Origin of the sequence: Paenibacillus macerans, from assembly GCF_900454495.1 — a bacterium.
Classification (GTDB): Bacteria; Bacillota; Bacilli; order Paenibacillales; family Paenibacillaceae; genus Fontibacillus; species Fontibacillus macerans.
In genome coordinates this window covers 3,072,275-3,090,282 of record NZ_UGSI01000001.1, presented here as the reverse complement: position 1 = coordinate 3,090,282, position 18,008 = coordinate 3,072,275, and the positions used below count along the sequence as shown (strand labels likewise).

17 protein-coding genes are annotated in these 18,008 nt (G+C 56.2%); 14 read left to right on the top strand and 3 right to left on the bottom strand.

Annotated features, from left to right (window positions below; all coding sequences use genetic code 11):
- The first annotated feature begins 169 nt into the window (after positions 1–169).
- The 7 genes from DYE26_RS14005 (at position 170) to narI (ending at position 7,852) form a co-directional block, all read left to right on the top strand.
- Positions 170–646 (top strand): hemerythrin domain-containing protein, encoded by a 477-nt coding sequence (locus DYE26_RS14005; protein WP_051985627.1) that lies wholly within the window; start codon positions 170–172, stop codon positions 644–646.
- Positions 600–929, top strand: a complete 330-nt coding sequence (locus DYE26_RS14000) for a hypothetical protein (RefSeq protein ID WP_036624806.1) — start codon at positions 600–602, stop codon at positions 927–929. The genes DYE26_RS14005 and DYE26_RS14000 overlap by 47 nt, the downstream gene beginning before the upstream one ends.
- 70 nt (positions 930–999) lie before the next feature.
- Positions 1,000–1,281 carry a hypothetical protein gene (locus tag DYE26_RS13995; RefSeq protein WP_036624804.1) on the top strand — a complete coding sequence of 94 codons (282 nt, stop codon included), beginning with the start codon at positions 1,000–1,002 and terminating at the stop codon, positions 1,279–1,281.
- Positions 1,282–4,974: a nitrate reductase subunit alpha gene (locus DYE26_RS13990; protein ID WP_036624801.1), complete on the top strand. Its 3,693-nt coding sequence runs from the start codon at positions 1,282–1,284 to the stop codon at positions 4,972–4,974.
- A complete protein-coding gene (gene narH / locus DYE26_RS13985) occupies positions 4,964–6,466 on the top strand; it encodes a nitrate reductase subunit beta (RefSeq protein ID WP_036624798.1) in 1,503 nt (500 codons plus the stop codon). The genes DYE26_RS13990 and narH overlap by 11 nt, the downstream gene beginning before the upstream one ends.
- 16 nt (positions 6,467–6,482) lie before the next feature.
- A complete protein-coding gene (gene narJ, locus DYE26_RS13980) occupies positions 6,483–7,136 on the top strand; it encodes a nitrate reductase molybdenum cofactor assembly chaperone (protein WP_036624795.1) in 654 nt (217 codons plus the stop codon).
- Between the two features lie 14 nt (positions 7,137–7,150).
- Positions 7,151–7,852 carry a respiratory nitrate reductase subunit gamma gene (gene narI / locus DYE26_RS13975; protein ID WP_036624794.1) on the top strand — a complete coding sequence of 234 codons (702 nt, stop codon included), beginning with the start codon at positions 7,151–7,153 and terminating at the stop codon, positions 7,850–7,852.
- A gap of 68 nt (positions 7,853–7,920) precedes the next feature.
- On the opposite strand, the gene DYE26_RS13970 is transcribed toward narI, so the two are convergent.
- Both DYE26_RS13970 and DYE26_RS13965 read right to left on the bottom strand, forming a co-directional pair.
- Positions 7,921–8,775 (bottom strand): DegV family protein, encoded by an 855-nt coding sequence (locus tag DYE26_RS13970; protein WP_036624791.1) that lies wholly within the window; start codon positions 8,773–8,775, stop codon positions 7,921–7,923.
- A gap of 55 nt (positions 8,776–8,830) precedes the next feature.
- Positions 8,831–9,679 (bottom strand): DegV family protein, encoded by an 849-nt coding sequence (locus DYE26_RS13965; RefSeq protein WP_036624788.1) that lies wholly within the window; start codon positions 9,677–9,679, stop codon positions 8,831–8,833.
- 173 nt (positions 9,680–9,852) lie between these two features.
- Here DYE26_RS13965 and DYE26_RS13960 point away from each other — a divergent pair, with 173 nt between their 5' ends.
- Positions 9,853–10,230 (top strand): DUF423 domain-containing protein, encoded by a 378-nt coding sequence (locus DYE26_RS13960; protein WP_036624786.1) that lies wholly within the window; start codon positions 9,853–9,855, stop codon positions 10,228–10,230.
- 665 nt (positions 10,231–10,895) lie between these two features.
- Here DYE26_RS13960 and DYE26_RS13955 read toward each other — a convergent pair.
- The gene (locus tag DYE26_RS13955; protein WP_036624784.1) at positions 10,896–11,459 is read right to left on the bottom strand and encodes a hypothetical protein; all 564 of its coding nucleotides are present in this window, start codon (positions 11,457–11,459) and stop codon (positions 10,896–10,898) included.
- A gap of 215 nt (positions 11,460–11,674) precedes the next feature.
- Between DYE26_RS13955 and DYE26_RS13950 the strand changes: the two genes are divergently transcribed.
- The 6 genes from DYE26_RS13950 (at position 11,675) to sufB (ending at position 17,562) form a co-directional block, all read left to right on the top strand.
- Positions 11,675–12,148: a Dps family protein gene (locus DYE26_RS13950; protein ID WP_036624782.1), complete on the top strand. Its 474-nt coding sequence runs from the start codon at positions 11,675–11,677 to the stop codon at positions 12,146–12,148.
- 251 nt (positions 12,149–12,399) lie between these two features.
- On the top strand, positions 12,400–13,182 hold the full coding sequence (sufC, locus tag DYE26_RS13945; RefSeq protein WP_036624780.1) for a Fe-S cluster assembly ATPase SufC: 783 nt from the start codon (positions 12,400–12,402) through the stop codon (positions 13,180–13,182).
- Between the two features lie 20 nt (positions 13,183–13,202).
- On the top strand, positions 13,203–14,504 hold the full coding sequence (gene sufD, locus DYE26_RS13940) for a Fe-S cluster assembly protein SufD (RefSeq protein WP_036624778.1): 1,302 nt from the start codon (positions 13,203–13,205) through the stop codon (positions 14,502–14,504).
- Entirely contained in the window at positions 14,501–15,721 is a 1,221-nt protein-coding gene (locus DYE26_RS13935) for a cysteine desulfurase (protein WP_036624776.1), read from the top strand. The genes sufD and DYE26_RS13935 overlap by 4 nt, the downstream gene beginning before the upstream one ends.
- Positions 15,721–16,143, top strand: a complete 423-nt coding sequence (gene sufU / locus DYE26_RS13930) for a Fe-S cluster assembly sulfur transfer protein SufU (RefSeq protein ID WP_036624774.1) — start codon at positions 15,721–15,723, stop codon at positions 16,141–16,143. The genes DYE26_RS13935 and sufU overlap by 1 nt, the downstream gene beginning before the upstream one ends.
- A 21-nt stretch (positions 16,144–16,164) precedes the next feature.
- Entirely contained in the window at positions 16,165–17,562 is a 1,398-nt protein-coding gene (gene sufB, locus DYE26_RS13925) for a Fe-S cluster assembly protein SufB (protein WP_036624770.1), read from the top strand.
- Positions 17,563–18,008 lie beyond the last annotated feature (446 nt).

Sequence of the window (18,008 nt, the reverse complement as noted above, 5' to 3'; positions counted from 1 at the left end):
GAGTGGGGCCGGTCAAGCACATTTCTAAGATTTTATACACACTCTGTCTGTACAGCATCAGGGATTAAGTCGATTGTTGCTCTGCGAAAGTTGAGTTAAAAAGGTATATTTCTCAGATTCGGAACAAACGCTAATAAAAAATTCAGGTAGGAAAAGGAAGTGGAGTGAAATGTCAGGGCCCTCTTTGAGACGAGCGGACAGCCACGGTCTGATTCATGAGGCCGCGCTTGAGGAAGCCGGAGAATTGGCGGAATTGCTGGAGCGGAGTTTGCGCCGGGGCGAACGGGACAAAGCGCTTGACATCGCCTGGATCGCTGTCGAACATTGGGAATCGCGCACGCTCCAGCACGCGCAAAGCGAGGAAGAGGGATTATACCTGGAGGCGGTAGAGCTGAAGCCGCAGCTTCGGGACGTGATTATCGCTTTGACCCGGGACCACGATTTGCTGCGGGAACTGGTCGCCGAAATCAAAGCGCGGCTGGAGCGGGGCGAGATGGACGAGCAGGTGCTGCAGCGGTTTCAGGCGCTCATTCTGATCGACCAGATACATAACCGGGATGAAGAAGAAATGGTGGAAAAGGAATTGGAGGAGAGTCGCCATGGAGCGGTTTTCGGCCCCAAAGTTGACGGCCCTGCTGCCGGATAAACCGCTGCGGGCGGTGGAACCCCGGCTGTACGAGTGCCTGACCTGCGAGCTCCGCCGGCTGAACTTGCATCCTTATGACGTAAAAGCCGGCGGGCAGGCGAGCGGACAAGGGGTTGCCGTTTACGTTCGCTACGGAGAAAGGTTCGACCGGATGGAAGGCCGTTTTTTTTCTTGGGACATGGTCGAAAATCAAGACGAGCAAATCGGCGGTTTTATGCGCCAGGCGGCGGAACAGGTGAAAAAAACGCTGATCGCGGAGTACTACAAAAAAGCGCGGCTCTAAAGTCTATGGCACGGGGAAACCGGCACCCGCGGGAGGGCCGAAATCGTTTTGACGGAAAGGAAGGGTCGACATGGAAGCACATGAGCTTGACGTTTTGGCAGCGCAGGATCAGGAGGACTTGCTGGCGGTGCTGGACATGCGGTTCGGGGAGATTCCGCGCGCGGCGGTGGAACGGATCGCGGCCATTCGCAAGCCGGACGAGCTGCAGCGGTTGATTCTGGCCGCTTGCAATGCTTGCGCATGGAGCGTATTTGCGGAGGAATTGCAAGCGGGAGAAGGGGCGTTTAAGCTGGCGGGCGAACGGTTTAATCCGGCGCCGCGGATTTGCGGAAGCGAAGGGGGGAACTCATAGGTGGGCGATAAGCAAAACAAGTTGCTCCAGGCGCTGAAACATTTGCGGCGCGGCGAAGTCATTAATGAGGGATGGACGGAGGAAAGCCCGCGGGGGCGGGATTGGGAAAGCCTGTACCGCGGCCGCTGGCAGCATGACAAGGTCGTCCGCTCCACGCATGGGGTGAACTGCACCGGTTCCTGCAGCTGGAATGTGTTCGTGAAGGACGGCATCATCACGTGGGAGACGCAAAAGACGGATTATCCGACGACAGGCGCCGATTTTCCGGAATACGAGCCGCGCGGCTGCCCGCGGGGAGCCAGCTTCTCCTGGTACACCTACAGCCCCCTGCGCGTGAAGTACCCGTATATTCGCGGGGAGCTCTACGAAATGTGGCGGGAGGAAATGGCCGCCGTAAAAGACCCCGTTGCAGCCTGGGAGAACCTGGTCAGCGATCCGCAAAAAAGAGCGCGTTACGTCAAAGCCCGGGGGAAAGGCGGATTCGTGCGCGGCGATTGGGACGTGGCCTGCCAGATGATCGCCGCGGCCACGATCCACACGATCAAGCGGTACGGGCCCGACCGCGTCGTAGGGTTCAGCCCGATTCCGGCCATGTCCATGGTCAGCTACTCGGCGGGAACCCGGTTCCTGTCGCTGATCGGCGGGACGATCCTGAGCTTTTACGACTGGTATGCCGATCTTCCGCCCGCTTCGCCGCAAGTATGGGGCGATCAAACCGATGTGCCGGAGAGCGGGGACTGGTACAATACGAAATATTTTATCATCTGGGGGACGAACATTCCGCAAACCCGCTCGCCGGACGCCCATTTTATGGTCGAGGCGCGTTACAACGGCACCAAGGTGGTTGGCGTGAGCCCCGATTATTCCGAATACGAGAAATTCGCCGATATTTGGCTGCCGGCCCGGGCCGGCACGGACGCGGCGTTGGCGATGGCGATGACGCACGTCATTCTCAAAGAGTTTTATGTGGATCGGGAGACCCCCTATTTCATGAATTATGTGAAAAAATTCACTGATCTTCCGTTTCTCGTCCTCGTGAAGGAGGAGAACGGAATGACCCGTTCGGACCGCTTCCTGCGGGCGGCCGACTTGGCCGACTTGGGCGACGGGCAGGAGCTTGCCGAATGGAAAACCGTTGTCTGGGACACAGCGTCGGGGAAACCGGAGGCACCGAACGGGAGCGAAGGGTTCCGCTGGGATCAAAGCAGCCGTTGGAACCTTGATCTGAACAAGCCGGACGGAACTCCAATCGACCCGCAGCTGACATTTATCCAGGGTGCCGACGAAGTCGTACAGGTGGATTTTCCGTATTTCGCGGAAAAAGCGGGTGAAACGGTGCGGCGCGGCGTCCCGGTCAAGCATCTCAAGAGCGTGTCGGGCGAGACGTTTAAGGTGGCGACGGTGTATGACCTGATGATGGCCCACGCCGGCGTTCCGCGCGGCCTGCCCGGCGATTATCCGGCCGATTACGACGATATGAAGCCTTATACGCCGGCCTGGCAGGAGGCGATCACCGGGGTCAAAAAGTCGCATTGCATCCAGGTGGCCCGCGAGTTTGCCGATAACGCGGCCAAAACGGGCGGCCGTTCGATGATCGCCATGGGCGGGGGCACCAATCACTGGTATCACAGCGATCAGATCTACCGCTCGATCCTGAACCTGGTGATGCTGACCGGCGCGCAGGGCGTTAACGGAGGCGGCTGGGCCCACTATGTCGGTCAGGAAAAAGTGCGGCCGCTCGAGGGCTGGCAGCAGATCGCCTTTGCCGGCGACTGGATCCGGCCGCCGCGGCTGCAGAACGGCACTTCGTATTTTTACTTTGTGACGGAGCAGTTCCGCTACGAGGTACGCGTGAGCGAAGAGCAGGATACGCCCTGGGGCGGGCGGTACGGCAAAATGCATCCGGCCGACGTCAATGCGCTGGCCGTGCGGCTTGGCTGGCTGCCATCGTTCCCGCAATTCACCCAGAATTCCCTCGATCTGGCGCGGCAACTCCGCGAAAAGGGGCTGACGGACGATCAGGAGGCCGTGCGGGAAATCGCCAGGATGGCGGCGGAAGACGAACTCGACTGGGCGATCGAGCATCCGAACGACCCCCGCAACTTTCCGCGGGTGTTTTTCAACTGGCGCTCGAATCTGCTGGGGGACAGCGGCAAAGGGCATGAATATTTCGCCAAACATATGATCGGGGCGGACAATCAGGTGCTGACCGACCCAAGCCTCTCCTGGCGGCCGGAGGATGTGCGCACCGACGACGTGCCGCCGGAAGGCAAAACGGATCTGTTCGTCAGCATCGATTTTCGCATGACCAGCTCCGGGCTGTTTTCGGACATCGTGCTGCCGGCGGCGACCTGGTACGAAAAACACGATTTGAGCAGCACGGACATGCATCCGTTCATCCATCCGTTTAATCCGGCGATTTCGCCGCCATGGCAAAGCAAAAGCGACTGGGACGCGTTCCGGGAGATCGCCAAGACGTTTTCCGAGCTTGCGGAGAAGCATCTCCCTGCCTGCGAAGACGTGATGATGACTCCGCTCGGCCATGACAGCCCGGACGAGGTAGCCCAGGTGCACGGGAGGATCAAGGATTGGCGCAAAGGGGAAATCGCGGCGGTTCCCGGTAAAAGCATGCCGCATTTTCTCATCGTGCCGCGCGATTACAAGGACGTTTACGGCAAGATGATTACGATCGGGCCCAACATCCGCAAAGGGTACGGCTCGAAGGCGGTGAATATCCCCGGCGAGCGGGTTTACGAACAATTGCTGGCCCGGCTTGGCGCCTCGAAGCGTGAAGGCGTCGGCAAAGGCCAGCCGGATTTGTATGACGACCGCCAGGTGATCGAAGCGATCCTGCTGATGTCGGGGGCGACGAACGGAGAGCGCGCCGTGGAAGGATGGCGCGACATGGAGCAGAAGACCGGCAAAAAACTCGTGGAGATCGCCCTGCCGCGCGCGGAGGAAGCCTTTACGCTGTTCGACATCACGGCCCAACCCCGCCAGGCTATTTCCGCGCCCGTCTGGAGCGGGCTGGAGAAGGACAACCGCCGCTATTCGCCATTTACGCTGAACACCGAATACAGTATTCCTTGGCGGACATTAACCGGGCGGCAGAGCTTTTATCTCGACCATGAAATGATCCTCGACTTCGGGGAGGCTTTGCCGCTGTATTTGCCGCCGCTAAGGCATGTTCCTTTTCTCAAAGGGGAGAAAGGCGTGCCGGAGAACGGGAAATCGCTGACGCTCCGTTACTTGACCCCGCACCAGAAATGGGGCATCCATACGATGTTCACCGACACCAACCAGATGACGACTTTGTTCCGCGGCTGGCAGGTCGTCTGGCTGAACGAGAAGGACGGGGCTTCCATCGGGATCAAGGACAACGATTGGATTGAGGTATACAACCGCAACGGCGTCGTCGCGGCCCGGGCTGTGCTGACGTACCGGATTCCGGAAGGCATCGCCTACATGTATCATGCCCAGGACCGCACGCTGGGCGTACCCGGGACGTCGATCACCAAGCAGCGCGGCGGTACGCATAACAGCGTGACGCGGATTACGCTCAAGCCGACCCACATGATCGGGGGCTACGCCCAGTTAAGCTACGGGTTCAACTATTATGGTCCAACGGGAAACCAGCGCGATACGCTGACCATCATCCGCCCGCTGAAGGAGGTAGATTGGCTTGAGGATTAAAACGCAGGTCGCGATGGTGATGAATCTGGACAAATGCATCGGCTGCCACACCTGCTCGGTCACCTGCAAAAATACCTGGACCAACCGTCCCGGCACGGAGTACATGTGGTACAACAACGTGGAGACGCGGCCGGGCCCGGGCTATCCGAAGGAATGGGAGGATGCGGGCAAATATAAGGGCGGTTGGGTGCTGCGCGGCGGTAAGCTGGCGCTGCGTGCCGGAGGTCCGATCGCCAAGCTGGCGAACATTTTTTACAACCCGAACATGGCCGATTTGGACAGCTTCTATGAACCTTGGACCTATGATTACGACAACCTGCTGCACAGCCCAAAGAGCAAGCATCTCCCGGTCGGGCGGCCGGTGTCGCTGATTACGGGCGAGTATATGGACAAGCCTGAATGGGGGCCGAACTGGGACGATGATTTGGCCGGCGGCAGCGAAATCGTGCCGCTTGATCCCAATGTCAAAAAGCTGCAGGAGCATATCGCCCTGGAATATGAAAAAACGTTCATGATGTACCTGCCGCGGATCTGCGAGCATTGCCTCAATCCGTCCTGCGTCGCTTCGTGCCCGTCCGGCGCGCTGTACAAACGCGACGAGGACGGGATCGTGCTGGTTGACCAGGAGGCTTGCCGGGGGTGGCGGTTCTGCATGAATGGCTGCCCGTACCATAAGGTTTATTACAACTGGAACACCCATAAGGCGGAAAAATGCAATTTTTGTTACCCGCGTACGGAGGCCGGGCTGGCGACGATCTGTTCCGAGACGTGCGTGGGCCGGATTCGCTATATCGGCGTCGTCATGTACGATGCCGACCGGGTGAAAGCCGCCGCTTCGGCAGAGGAGCCGCAGGGGTTGTACGAATCGCAGCTCGGCGTTTTCCTGGATCCGTTTGATCCGGAGGTCATCAAGGAAGCGAGAAGAACGGGGATCACGGATGCGTGGATCGATGCGGCCCAGCGCTCTCCGGTTTACAAACTGGCGATGAAATGGAAGGTGGCGCTGCCGCTGCATCCGGAATACCGCACCTTGCCGATGGTTTGGTACGTACCGCCGCTCAGCCCGATCATGAACCATATCGAAGAGGACGAGCTGCAGACGGACATGTACATCCCGGCGGTCGATCAGATGCGGATTCCGCTGGAATATTTGGCTTCCCTGCTGACGGCGGGAGACACGAAAGTGATCCGGCGGGTGCTGCTGAAGATGACGGCGATGCGCGTATTGATGCGGGACCGTGCGGTCGGCGGCTTGGACGAGCTGAAGCGCAGCAAGCTGCTTGGGGAGGCGGAAACCAGCGTCGAGGAAATCGAAGAGATGGCCCGTTTGTTTGCCGTAGCCAAGCACAACGAACGCTTCGTCATCCCTACAGGCCGGCGGGAAATGATCGGCGAAGCCGGACTGCATTACCGTCAGGGAGCTTGCAGTCTGGAGGGCATCACGCCGGAGGAAGGGTTTTTGCCGCAGCGGTTTGCCAAAGAAGACAGGTAGAGCAAGGAGGTTGGCGATGGAAGACAAGCAAATCAGTTTGATATTTGCGGCCAGGCTGCTCGGATATCCGGAGGACGATTTTCCGGAAACCGCGCGGAGCATGCTGGAAGCGGCCCGGGAAGCCGGCAGCCCGTTGCTTACGGAACGTCTTCAGGAGACAAGCCGCCCGCTGTTATCCTGCCCGCTGAAGGAGCTAAGGGAGCAGTATGTTTGGGCCTTTGACTGGAAGGAAAAAACCGGACTGTATCTGACCGCGCATGAGCTTGGGGACAGCCGGGAGCGCGGGGCGGCGCTGATTCTCCTGCAGCAGATCATCAAGGACGCCGGTTTTGCCGCCGCTGAAGGCGAACTGGCCGATTATATGCCGCTCTTGTACGAGCTGCTGGCCGTGCGTCCGGACCATATCCACGTCCGGGCTTTGGAGCTTCGGCTCGCCGTCGCCACGAAGCGGATCTGCGAGCATTTGGCGGAGGACAACCCCTACCGGGAACTGCTTCGCCATCTCGTGGCGGACGTTTTTGGCGAACCCTCGGAGGAGGATGTCCGCCGGCTTACGGAGAAGCGGGAGCAGGCCGATCTGGACGAGCTTCCTTACCCGATTCTGTATGGGATGGACGGAACTGCCCGAACGGGAACGGATCTATCGTTTTGCAAATACGCAACTGAATGAATGGGGGTAGCTTCATGACCGGATTGTTTTGGTGGGTCGTTTATCCGTACATCGCCCTAACGGTGATGATCGGCGGATTGTTGTACCGGTTTGCCTTCCGCCAAGTGAGCTGGACCGCTCCTTCGACGGAAATGTTTGAGAAAAAATGGCTGCGGCTCGGCTCCACGATTTTCCATTACGGCATCGTCTTTGCCTTTATCGGCCACGTGATGGGGGTGTTGATTCCGCGAAGCGTTTATCACGCGTTGGGCGTGAGCGATGAAACGTACCACATCTTTGCGATTGCCGGAGGCGGGCTGGCGGGAATCATGGTGGTGCTGGGGCTGATTATTTTGCTGATTCGCAAAATGACGAACCGGCGCGTGCGCGCCCATGCCGGATTTGCCGATTATTTTACGGTGATCCTGCTGCTGATCGTCGCCGCCAACGGCACCTTTATGACGCTCGTATACAACACGACGGTGGCCGCTTACGAATACCGCACTACCATCGGTCCCTGGTTCCGCAGTTTGCTGGCGCTTCGGCCGGATTATCGCCTGATGGATACGGTTCCGTTCATCTTCCAACTGCACGTCCTTTCGGCGTTCCTGTTGTTCGCCTCGATCCCGTTTACGATGCTCGTGCACATGTTTTCGCTGCCGGTCCGCTATCCGGCCCGGGCGCCGCAGCAATACCGCTCGCGGGTCGGCTACAAACGCGGCAAGCCGCAAACTTAGGCGGAAAACCAATAGAGTCATATCCTGGTTGCCCCACGGGGTTAAAAGGACATGACTCTATCTGTACGTCAGCTTGTCTTTTTCGTATACAGGATGCCGATCGTTTTGGCGCCGCAATGGCTGGAAATGACGCAGCCGGCATTGGAGACGGCGACGGTCTTGGCCCCGGTTCTGGCCTCAAGCTCTTGCTTCAGCTTGGCCGCGTCCTCATCCGCCAGGGAATGGGTGACAAAAATAATGTCGTTATCCATATCGTTCAAGCGGCTAAGCGCGTTGTTCAGCAGCTGGTCGAGCGCTTTTTCCCGGCTGCCGCGGATTTTGTAGGCCGGGGTCATTTTGCCGTCCACCACTTTGATGACCGGGCGGATTTTGAGCAGGCTGCCGATCAGGTTTTGCATGCCGGAGCAGCGCCCGCCTTTGTACAGGTACTCCAGCGTATCGATGACAAACTCCGTTTCGACCTTAGGCCGAACCGCCGTGAGCAGGCCGACGATTTCGGCGACGGTTTTGCCTTCCGCCGCGGCTTGCACCGCCTTCATCACCTGAAGGCCGATGCCGGTCGATAAATTAAGCGAGTCGAAGACGGTGACCGTCCCTTCCGGGAACTCCTCCGCCGCAATCAGGGCGTTTTGGTATGTAGAGGACAGCTCCGAAGACAAGCTGATGCATAATATTTGCTGCCCTTGCCGGGCATAAGGGGTGAACGCCTGAATGAAATCGGCCGGCGACGGCGCCGCCGTCTTCGGCAGTTTGCCCGTCTCGCTGACTTTGCGGTAAAGATCGGGCACGCTCAAATCGACGCCGTCCTTGTACGTTTGGTCGGAAAAAGTGACGTACAGGGGAACGATGCCAATTTCGTACCGCTGAATCCAATCCACCGGCAAATCGCAGGTGCTGTCCGCGAAAATTTTGATCGATGCCATAGTGATCCTCCTAAAAGTTGTGGCCTTTCTGCAACAGCCTGGCCTAGGCGGCCGATTATTGTCTCGTGTACATAATGGCGACGGTGCCGGGCCCGCAGTGGCTGGAAATGACGCAGCCCGCTTCGGCCACGGCGACCTCCCGCGCTCCCGTCTGCTCCCGCAAAATCGCGGCCAAACGCAGCGCCTCCTCTTCGGCCAGCGTGTGGGCGACGATGATCAGATCGTTGTCCATGTTGTCCCGGTCGGCCAAAGCGTTGTCGAGCATCTGCTGGACCGCCTTCTCCTTGCGGCCGCGGACCTTGTACGCGGGAATAATGTTCCCGTCCACCAGCTTAAGCACGGGCCGGATCTGGAGCAGGCTGCCGATAAAGTTCTGCATGCCGGAGCAGCGTCCGCCTTTATACAAATATTCCAGCGTGTCGATGACGAATTGCGTTTCCACCCGCGGCCGGATAGCGCTGACCAGCGCGGCGATTTCGCCGGCGGTGCGGCCCTCCGCGGCGGCTTTGACCGCTTTCATGACCAACAGGCCGATGCCGCTGCATAAAGTAAGGGAATCCACAACGTGAATCCGCCCTTCCGGGAACTCCGCGGCGGCGATCAGGGCATTTTGATAGGTCGATGAGAGCTGGGAAGAAAGGCTGATATAAACGATGTCCTGCCCGCGTTCGATATGGGGGCCGAAGGCGTCCATAAAATCTTTGGGCGACGGAGCGGTTGTTTTCGGCAAACTCCCGGCAGCCTCGACCCTCCGGTAAATATCGACCGGCGTGATATCCACCCCGTCCTGGAACGTCTCGCCGCCAAACACGACATATAAAGGAATAATTCCGATATCATAGCGGGGAATCCATTCTGCGGGCAGGTCCGAGGTACTGTCTGCGAAAATTTTCACGTTTGCCATAAGCATCTCCTTACATAGTTCGGTTATTCTATTTTAGCAAAAAGCGAAAGACAAGGGAAAGGCATCGGTCATAAGCTTTATTTCCGCTTGCTGTAGATATCGGACGGATGGTTGAGGTAGAATGAACATGAATGAATTTTGGCGAAATGGACAAATAAGGGGAGGCGGAAAAAATGCGGCGCACCTATGCCGGAATCGGCGCGGTCATCATGCTGCTCGCCGTTGCGCTTGGCGCATTCGGGGCGCATATGTTGAAGGCGAAAATCGGCGAAACGGCCATTGGCACCTATGAGACCGGAGTACATTACCAGATGATTCACGGGATCGCGATCCTGCTGACGGCGTTTTTTGCCGGGCAGTGGGGGGAATCCGGGCGGCTTCGCTGGGCGGGCCGGCTGTTTCTGCTCGGCGTCATCCTGTTCTCCGGCAGCCTGTACGGATTGGCGGCACTCCATTGGACCTGGCTCGGGCCGGTTACGCCGCTCGGCGGCGTTTCTTTTATCGCCGGTTGGCTGCTGCTTGCGCTGGAGGCTTGGAACAGGAAGGCCTGACAGACTCGGCAACAACGAAAAAGACGGCTGAAGGGCTCCGCGGCGGAGCGGATTCAGCCGTCTTTTATGAAAATTTATAACTCGACTTTCGGTGCGACCAGAACGAAATCCAATGAACTGCAAAAGTGCAGGCGAATTTCGTCGAAATTCCTCGAAAAGGGTGGTTCAACTGCAAAAGTGCATTTCCGCTCCGGGCAAAAGTTCCTTATTTATCGAACAGCCCCTAAAGAGATGCTTTTGCATTTCAATCGCTCTAAAATGGTGATTTACGGAAAATAGAATGCACTTTTGCAGTTGATCTCATCTCAGCGGGCACTAGCGTTGCATTAACTGGGAAATGATCATGTTTTCAAGCCGATCATGCGCCCGCCGGAAATCTAACGGTTGCAGCAGCGGCTAATTTGCGAACAAAGCCTTTTTCAAAACTCTAACGGTTGTGAGCGCCGTTATTTGCCTGAATCTAAGCAAACTAAGCCGGATTTCAGTGAAATAAGCGCTATGGCAACCGTTACAATTTAAAATCAACGTTTTTGGAACAAATAACGCTTGTGGCAACCGTTAGAATATTGGTGTGGCTAATGCAATGCTAGTGCTCAGCAGGCCGCCCTTCTTTCCATGAAAAACGATATGCTCGGCTGAATGACATGAATCGTCCAATTCCCGGATTAAGTATCCAGGAAGTCGATAATTTCGCTCAGCTTCAGATTATAGACCTGCTTCTCGTCCACATGATACACGTTTAAGGCGTACGTTTCCGGCAGGAAGTTTAAAATCCGGCACGGGATGCTCATCCGTTCCCCGTTCCGGTTGATATATAACCGTACCAGTTTGTTTCCCGTAATGTAACTTTGAATCCACTTCTGAAATTCCTCGCTGGAAGCAAAGTCCTTAAAGCCGCTGGCGGCTTGATCCGGGACAGGCGCTTCCGCTTTGGGCTGGGGTTTGCTTTGTTTGCCGTCATCGGGAGCATTGTTGTTCGCCTCCGTTTTTCCCAAGCGCTTATAGGTCTTGGAAATAAAGGACTGCTTCCGGTTGGCAAGCAGCGAATCGATGATTTCACCCAGTTCTATTCCCGAATTAATTCGGAAATCCATGATGTCGGGCCCGTTGTTCAACAATTGCAGCAGGTTCTGCAGCGCTTGCCCGTTCGTTTTGCTCCGAATCAACACTTCCACGTTAAATAAGTAACCGGATTCATCTTCATGATGCTGTTCATTTTGCTTGTCCATAGTTCCCCCATAAAAGTCGTGTTCGGTTTGACTTCATTAATAATAGCACCGCTCAATAAACAATCATAGCCCCAAATTCCCAAAAAAAAACACGGAACAGAATATGTAAAGAATTTACAATTATCCGAATGAATCGAACCCGTTTCGCAAACACTGGTTGTGGGTAATAAATAAGGGAGCATACTCTATTCCAGGATGAAGGTAGGGGATGAATCATGGCGCAATCGGATGCCAAACCGACGGGCAAGTCGAACAAGACGGCCCTGGAGCGGATGCTTAACGTACAGGTGGCCAATTTGAACGTGTTATACGTCAAGCTCCATCATTTTCATTGGTACGTTCAAGGCGGCAATTTCTTTACCCTGCATGCCAAATTCGAACAGCTATATAATGAAGCCACGGAGCAGATGGACGCCATCGCCGAACGGATGCTAGCCCTGAAGTGGAAGCCTGCGGCAACGTTAAAGGAATATCTCGATTTGGCCACCATTCAGGAAGCGGCGGGGCAGGAAGAGCCTCAGGCCATGGTGCAGAGCTTGGTCGAGGATCTTGCCTCCATGGCGGAGTCTTATCATGAAGCGATCGATTTGGCCGATCAGGCCGGCGATGATGCCACCAGCGACTTGTTGACGGGGTATAAAAGAGATTGGGAAAAACACATGTGGATGCTGCGTTCTTACTTGGGCTGATTTAGGAAAGCTTAAGTCGGTCCCCCCTTAGTTTGAACAGGCTTGGCCGTCATGAAGAGGGCCGAGCCTTTTTCGTATGACGGCAATCCGCCGGCGTACGTTGATTATGCATACAAAGTAGGTTAGAATGAAATGAGAATCAATGAGAATCACTTAGAATTATTCTAATGTGAGAATTGTTATGCTATAATGGCAAAAACAAAGGGCAGCGTCCCTGGCTAAACTCTCGTACGATGGAAGGAGCAGGAAAAATGGCTACACATTTTGTTGTGGAAGGTCTTAAAGCGACGATTGAAGGGAAGGAGATCCTGAAAGGGATCGATCTTGAGATAAAAGGCGGAGAAATCCACGCCATTATGGGCCCGAACGGAACCGGGAAAAGTACGCTCGCATCGGCGCTCATGGGACATCCGAAATACGAAGTGACGGACGGTAAAGTTACGCTGAACGGCGAAGACGTGCTGGAGATGGAAGTGGACGAGCGCGCCCGCGCCGGCATGTTCCTGGCCATGCAGTATCCGAGCGAAATCGCCGGGGTGACGAATTCCGACTTTTTGCGCAGCGCGATCAACGCCCGCCGCGAGGAAGGCGACGAAATCTCTCTGATCAAATTCATCCGTCAAATGGAAGCGCAAATGAAGGTGCTGGAAATGAATCCGGAATTCGCCCACCGCTATTTGAACGAAGGTTTCTCCGGCGGGGAGAAGAAGCGGAACGAAATTTTGCAAATGCTGCTGCTGGATCCGAAACTTGTCATTCTCGACGAAATCGACTCCGGCCTTGACATCGACGCGCTGCGCATCGTGGCGAACGGCGTCAACTCGATCCGCAGCGAGGATCGCGGCTTCCTGATCATCACCCACTATCAGCGCCTGCTGAACTACATCAAACCGGACTTCGTGCACGTCATGATGCAAGGGCGCATCGTCAAATCCGGCGGCCCCGAGCTGGCGGAACGTCTGGAGCAGGACGGTTACGATTGGGTTAAAGAAGAGCTTGGCATCGTGGACGAGACGGTCGGTCAAGAAGCCTAAGCGGAAGGAGGAACCAAAAGATGACGACACAAACCGTTCTTCCGGTGGAAGCGGAGCAGCTGAAGAAAATTTCCGCTAAGCGCGGCGAACCGGCGTGGCTGACCGAAAACCGGTCGCGGGCGCTGCAGCTGGCGGCGGAACTGGAATTGCCTAAATTGGAGAAAACGCGGCTCGACCGCTGGGATCTGAACAATTACGGAGGATTAAGCGAGGTTCGCCAGGAAAAAACGCAGCAGCTTCCGGAAAGCATAACTTCGCTTGTTGATTTGACGGAGCACAGCAATCTGCTTGTGCAACGCAACTCCGACACCGTATTTACCCGGCTTGCGCCTGAGTTGGCGGCGAAGGGCGTTATTTTTACGGATCTGGAAACCGCGGCCCGCGAGCACGGCGACCTTGTCCAGAAATATTTGCACGCGGCGGTGAAGCCGGAGGAAAACCAGCTTACCGCGCTGCATGCGGCATTGTGGAACGGCGGGGTATTCCTGTACGTGCCGAAAAACGTGGAAATCGAGGCGCCGCTGCAAAGCATTTTCCTGCTGGATGAGGCCGAAGCTGTTTTTGCGCCGCATGTGTTGATCGTGGCTGAAGCGAACAGCAAGGTCACATACGCGGATAATTATATTTCCGTAAACCTGGGCGGCAAAATCGTGCACAACGGTTCCGCGGAAGTGTTCGTAAACCAAGGGGCCAAGGTGCAGTTCGCTACGGTGCATCATTTGGGCGAGCACGCGACCGACTTGACGTTCCGGCGCGCCATCGTCGAAAACGACGGCAGCATCGAGTGGATCGTCGGCGAAATGAACGGCGGCGACGCGGCCAGCGAAACGCTGTCGATTCTGAAAGGCAACGGCTCGAGCTCCGACGTCAAAGCGATCGCGGTCGGTTCCGGGTCGCAGCGTTTGAACTACACGACGAAGGCCGTTCACTACGGCAAAAGCTCAAGCAGCCAAATGATCACCCGCGCGGTGATGCGCGAATCGGCAACGGCGATCATCAACGGGATCACGAAGATCGAAAAGGGCGCGACCAAAGCGGACGGCCAGCAAACGGAAAAAGTGCTGATGCTGAGCCCGAAAGCGCGCGGGGACGCCAATCCGATCCTGCTGATCGACGAGGATGACGTTACGGCCGGGCACGCCGCATCCGTCGGCCAGGTCAACCCTGAGCAAATCTACTATCTGATGTCGCGCGGCATTTCCCGCGCCGAGGCCGAACGCTTGATCATCTACGGGTTCTTGGCTCCGGTCGTGTCGGATATCCCGCTGGAGCCGCTGCAAAAGCAATTGCAGGCTCTGGTGGAAAGGAAGTTGAGACAATGAGCATAAACGCCGAAGAGCTCAAAAAACAGTTCCCGATTTTGCAGCAGGAGGTAAACGGGCATCCGCTCGTTTACCTGGACAGCGCGGCTTCTTCCCAGAAGCCGGTCCAAGTATTGGAGGCGCTGAAGCACTACTACGAATGGGATAACGCCAATGTGCACCGCGGCGTTCACACGCTGGGCAGCCGGGCGACCGACGCTTACGAGGGAGCCCGCGAGAAGGTAGCCCGCTTTATCGGCGCGGCGCGCCGCGAGGAAATTATTTTTACCCGGGGAACGACGACGTCGCTGAATCTGGTCGCATCCTCTTACGGGGCGGCGTCCGTGAACGAGGGCGACGAAATTGTCATCACCCCGATGGAGCATCACAGCAACCTGATTCCGTGGCAGCAGCTGGCGCTGAAGAAGAAGGCGGTGCTGAAATATATTCCGCTTCAGCCGGACGGTCATATCGCGCTGGAGGATGCGGAGAAAACGATCACCGGCAAAACGAAAATCGTGGCCACTTCTTATGTATCCAACGTGCTTGGCGTGGTCAACCCGGTGAAGGAGCTGGCCGCCATCGCGCACCGGCACGGGGCCGTCATGGTCGTTGACGGGGCGCAAAGCACGCCGCATATGAAAGTGAACGTACAGGACCTCGATTGTGATTTCTATGCTTTTTCCGGCCATAAAATGTGCGCTCCGACCGGGATTGGGGTACTATATGGGAAGAAGCATCTGCTGGAATCGATGGAACCGATCGAATACGGCGGCGAAATGATCGACGATGTCGGTTTGTACGAGTCGAGCTGGAAGGAGCTCCCATGGAAGTTCGAAGGCGGGACGCCAATTATCGCCGGTGCCGTCGGACTAGCGGCGGCCATCGATTTTCTGGAAGGAATCGGGCTGGAGGAAATCCATCGGCACGAGGCCAAGCTGGCGGCTTACGCGATGAACCGCTTGTCGGAGATTGAAGGTTTGACGCTATACGGCCCGCGCGAGCGCGAGGTTGGACTGCTGACCTTCAATTTGGAGGACATTCATCCGCATGACGTGGCCACCGTGCTCGACGCTTCCGGCATCGCGATCCGGGCCGGTCATCACTGCTGCCAGCCGCTGATGCGCTGGCTGGAAGCGAGCGCAACGGCCAGAGCCAGCCTGTATTTATACAATACGGAACAGGATATCGACCGACTGGCGGAAGCTTTAATCCAAACAAAGGAGTATTTTGGGTAATGCAACTGGACGATTTGTACCGCCGCGTCATTATGGATCATTATAAAAATCCGCGCAACCGCGGAAAATTTGACGGAGATGCCGTTACGGTCGACCTGAACAATCCGACCTGCGGCGACCGGATTTCCCTGCAGCTGATCATCGAGGGCGACATCGTCAAGGACGCCCGGTTTACCGGGGAGGGCTGTTCGATCAGCATGTCCTCGGCCTCGATGATGACGGAAGCCGTCAAGGGCCGGACGCTGACGGAAGCGTTGGATTTGGCCGGACGTTTCTCCAAGCTGATGATGGGCGAATCCGTGGATTTTGACGATTACGAGGATCTCGAGGCCTTATCCGGAGTTAATAAATTTCCCGCCCGGATCAAATGCGCCACATTGGCTTGGAACGCTTTGAAAAAAGGGATTCAAACCGAATCTTAAACTTAAGGAGGGACCTGACTCATGGCCAAAAAAGCACCGGAATTGGAAGAGTACAAATATGGCTTCCGGGACGAACACAAGGCGGTATTCCAATCGGGTAAAGGCTTGACCCGCGAAATCGTGACGGAGATCTCCCGGATTAAGAACGAACCGGAATGGATGCTGAATTTCCGGCTGAAGTCGCTGGAACAATTCGAGAAGATGCCGCTGCCTCGTTGGGGCGGAGATCTGAGCGAGCTTGATTTTAACGATATTCAATATTATGTAAGACCTTCGGAAAAGCAAGGGAAGACGTGGGAGGAAGTTCCTGCCGAGATCAAGGAAACGTTCGATAAACTGGGGATTCCGGAAGCGGAGCAGAAGTTCCTCGCCGGGGTATCCGCGCAATACGAATCCGAGGTCGTTTACCACAGCATTCAGAAGGACCTGGAAGACCAAGGCGTTATCTTTATGGACACGGACTCCGCGCTGCGCGAGTATCCGGAACTGTTCCGCGAATACTTCGGCACCGTCGTTCCGGCGGCGGACAACAAGTTTGCCGCTTTGAACAGCGCCGTTTGGTCCGGGGGCAGCTTCATCTACGTGCCGAAAGGCGTAAAATGCGAAATTCCGCTGCAGGCTTATTTCCGCATCAACTCGGAAAATATGGGCCAGTTCGAACGCACGCTGATCATCGCCGACGAAGGCAGCTTCGTGCACTACACGGAAGGCTGCACGGCGCCGATCTACAGCACGAATTCGCTGCATAGCGCGGTCGTGGAAATCATCGTGAAAAAGGACGCCCGCGTGCGTTACACGACGATTCAAAACTGGGCGCCGAACATTTACAACCTTGTTACGAAACGGGCGGTGGCCGAAGAGAACGCGACGATGGAATGGGTCGACGGCAACATCGGCTCCAAGCTGACGATGAAATATCCGGCGGTCGTGCTCAAAGGCCGCGGAGCGAAAGGCAGCGTGCTGTCCATCGCGGTAGCGGGCAAAGGCCAGCTTCAGGACGCCGGCGCGAAAATGATCCACCTGGCACCGGATACGACGTCCACGATCGTGTCCAAATCGATCAGTAAACAAGGCGGCAAAGTGACGTACCGCGGCCTTGCTTCCTTCGGCCGTCAGGCGGAGGGCGCGAAAGCCAACATCAAATGCGACACGCTGATCCTCGACAACGAGTCGACGTCGGATACGATTCCGTACAACGAAATCATGAACGACAACATCGTGCTGGAGCACGAAGCGACCGTCTCGAAGGTGTCGGAAGAGCAGCTCTTCTACTTGATGAGCCGCGGCCTCTCCGAAGAAGAAGCGACGCAAATGATCATCATGGGCTTCATCGAACCGTTCACCAAGGAGCTGCCGATGGAATACGCGGTAGAGATGAACCGGTTGATCAAGTTCGAGATGGAAGGTTCGATCGGTTAAGGAAAGTTAAGCTATCCACTATTTAGGTTGAAAAATCCGCAGATTTGCTCTGCGGATTTTTTTTACATAGCGGGGAAAACCACCATCTACCGGTAGGGTATTCGCTGAATAGAGCGGAAAGCCTCCCGGCTTTGACAACGGCTTCATGAATCGGGTCCGGCAGCTGCTCGTTTTTCATGGGAAGAAGGAAAGCTCGCTGGGATCAGATGCAAAAGTACATTTGATTTTCCGCAAATTTCTGCTTTTGAGCGGATGAAGTGCAATAATACATTTGATTTGGGGCTATCGGATCAAAAAGTATCTTTTGTCCGGAAATGAAATGCACTTTTGCAGTTGAGCCGCCTATTTCGGGGGATTTCGACGAATATCGCATGCTCTTTAGGCTTTTGCATTTCGTCATCGTAACGGACTCAGGAGGGGGCCTGAGGAGATTTTATTGTCTCCAA

Excerpts from the sequence above, each read along its gene's own strand:
- DYE26_RS14005 (WP_051985627.1), top strand. The coding sequence starts at position 170 with ATGTCAGGGCCCTCTTTGAGACGAGCGGACAGCCACGGTCTGATTCAT.
- DYE26_RS14000 (WP_036624806.1), top strand. The coding sequence starts at position 600 with ATGGAGCGGTTTTCGGCCCCAAAGTTGACGGCCCTGCTGCCGGATAAA.
- DYE26_RS13995 (WP_036624804.1), top strand. The coding sequence starts at position 1,000 with ATGGAAGCACATGAGCTTGACGTTTTGGCAGCGCAGGATCAGGAGGAC.
- narJ (WP_036624795.1), top strand. The coding sequence starts at position 6,483 with ATGGAAGACAAGCAAATCAGTTTGATATTTGCGGCCAGGCTGCTCGGA.
- narI (WP_036624794.1), top strand. The coding sequence starts at position 7,151 with ATGACCGGATTGTTTTGGTGGGTCGTTTATCCGTACATCGCCCTAACG.
- DYE26_RS13970 (WP_036624791.1), bottom strand. The coding sequence starts at position 8,775 with ATGGCATCGATCAAAATTTTCGCGGACAGCACCTGCGATTTGCCGGTG.
- DYE26_RS13965 (WP_036624788.1), bottom strand. The coding sequence starts at position 9,679 with ATGGCAAACGTGAAAATTTTCGCAGACAGTACCTCGGACCTGCCCGCA.
- DYE26_RS13960 (WP_036624786.1), top strand. The coding sequence starts at position 9,853 with ATGCGGCGCACCTATGCCGGAATCGGCGCGGTCATCATGCTGCTCGCC.
- DYE26_RS13955 (WP_036624784.1), bottom strand. The coding sequence starts at position 11,459 with ATGGACAAGCAAAATGAACAGCATCATGAAGATGAATCCGGTTACTTA.
- DYE26_RS13950 (WP_036624782.1), top strand. The coding sequence starts at position 11,675 with ATGGCGCAATCGGATGCCAAACCGACGGGCAAGTCGAACAAGACGGCC.
- sufC (WP_036624780.1), top strand. The coding sequence starts at position 12,400 with ATGGCTACACATTTTGTTGTGGAAGGTCTTAAAGCGACGATTGAAGGG.
- sufD (WP_036624778.1), top strand. The coding sequence starts at position 13,203 with ATGACGACACAAACCGTTCTTCCGGTGGAAGCGGAGCAGCTGAAGAAA.
- DYE26_RS13935 (WP_036624776.1), top strand. The coding sequence starts at position 14,501 with ATGAGCATAAACGCCGAAGAGCTCAAAAAACAGTTCCCGATTTTGCAG.
- sufU (WP_036624774.1), top strand. The coding sequence starts at position 15,721 with ATGCAACTGGACGATTTGTACCGCCGCGTCATTATGGATCATTATAAA.
- sufB (WP_036624770.1), top strand. The coding sequence starts at position 16,165 with ATGGCCAAAAAAGCACCGGAATTGGAAGAGTACAAATATGGCTTCCGG.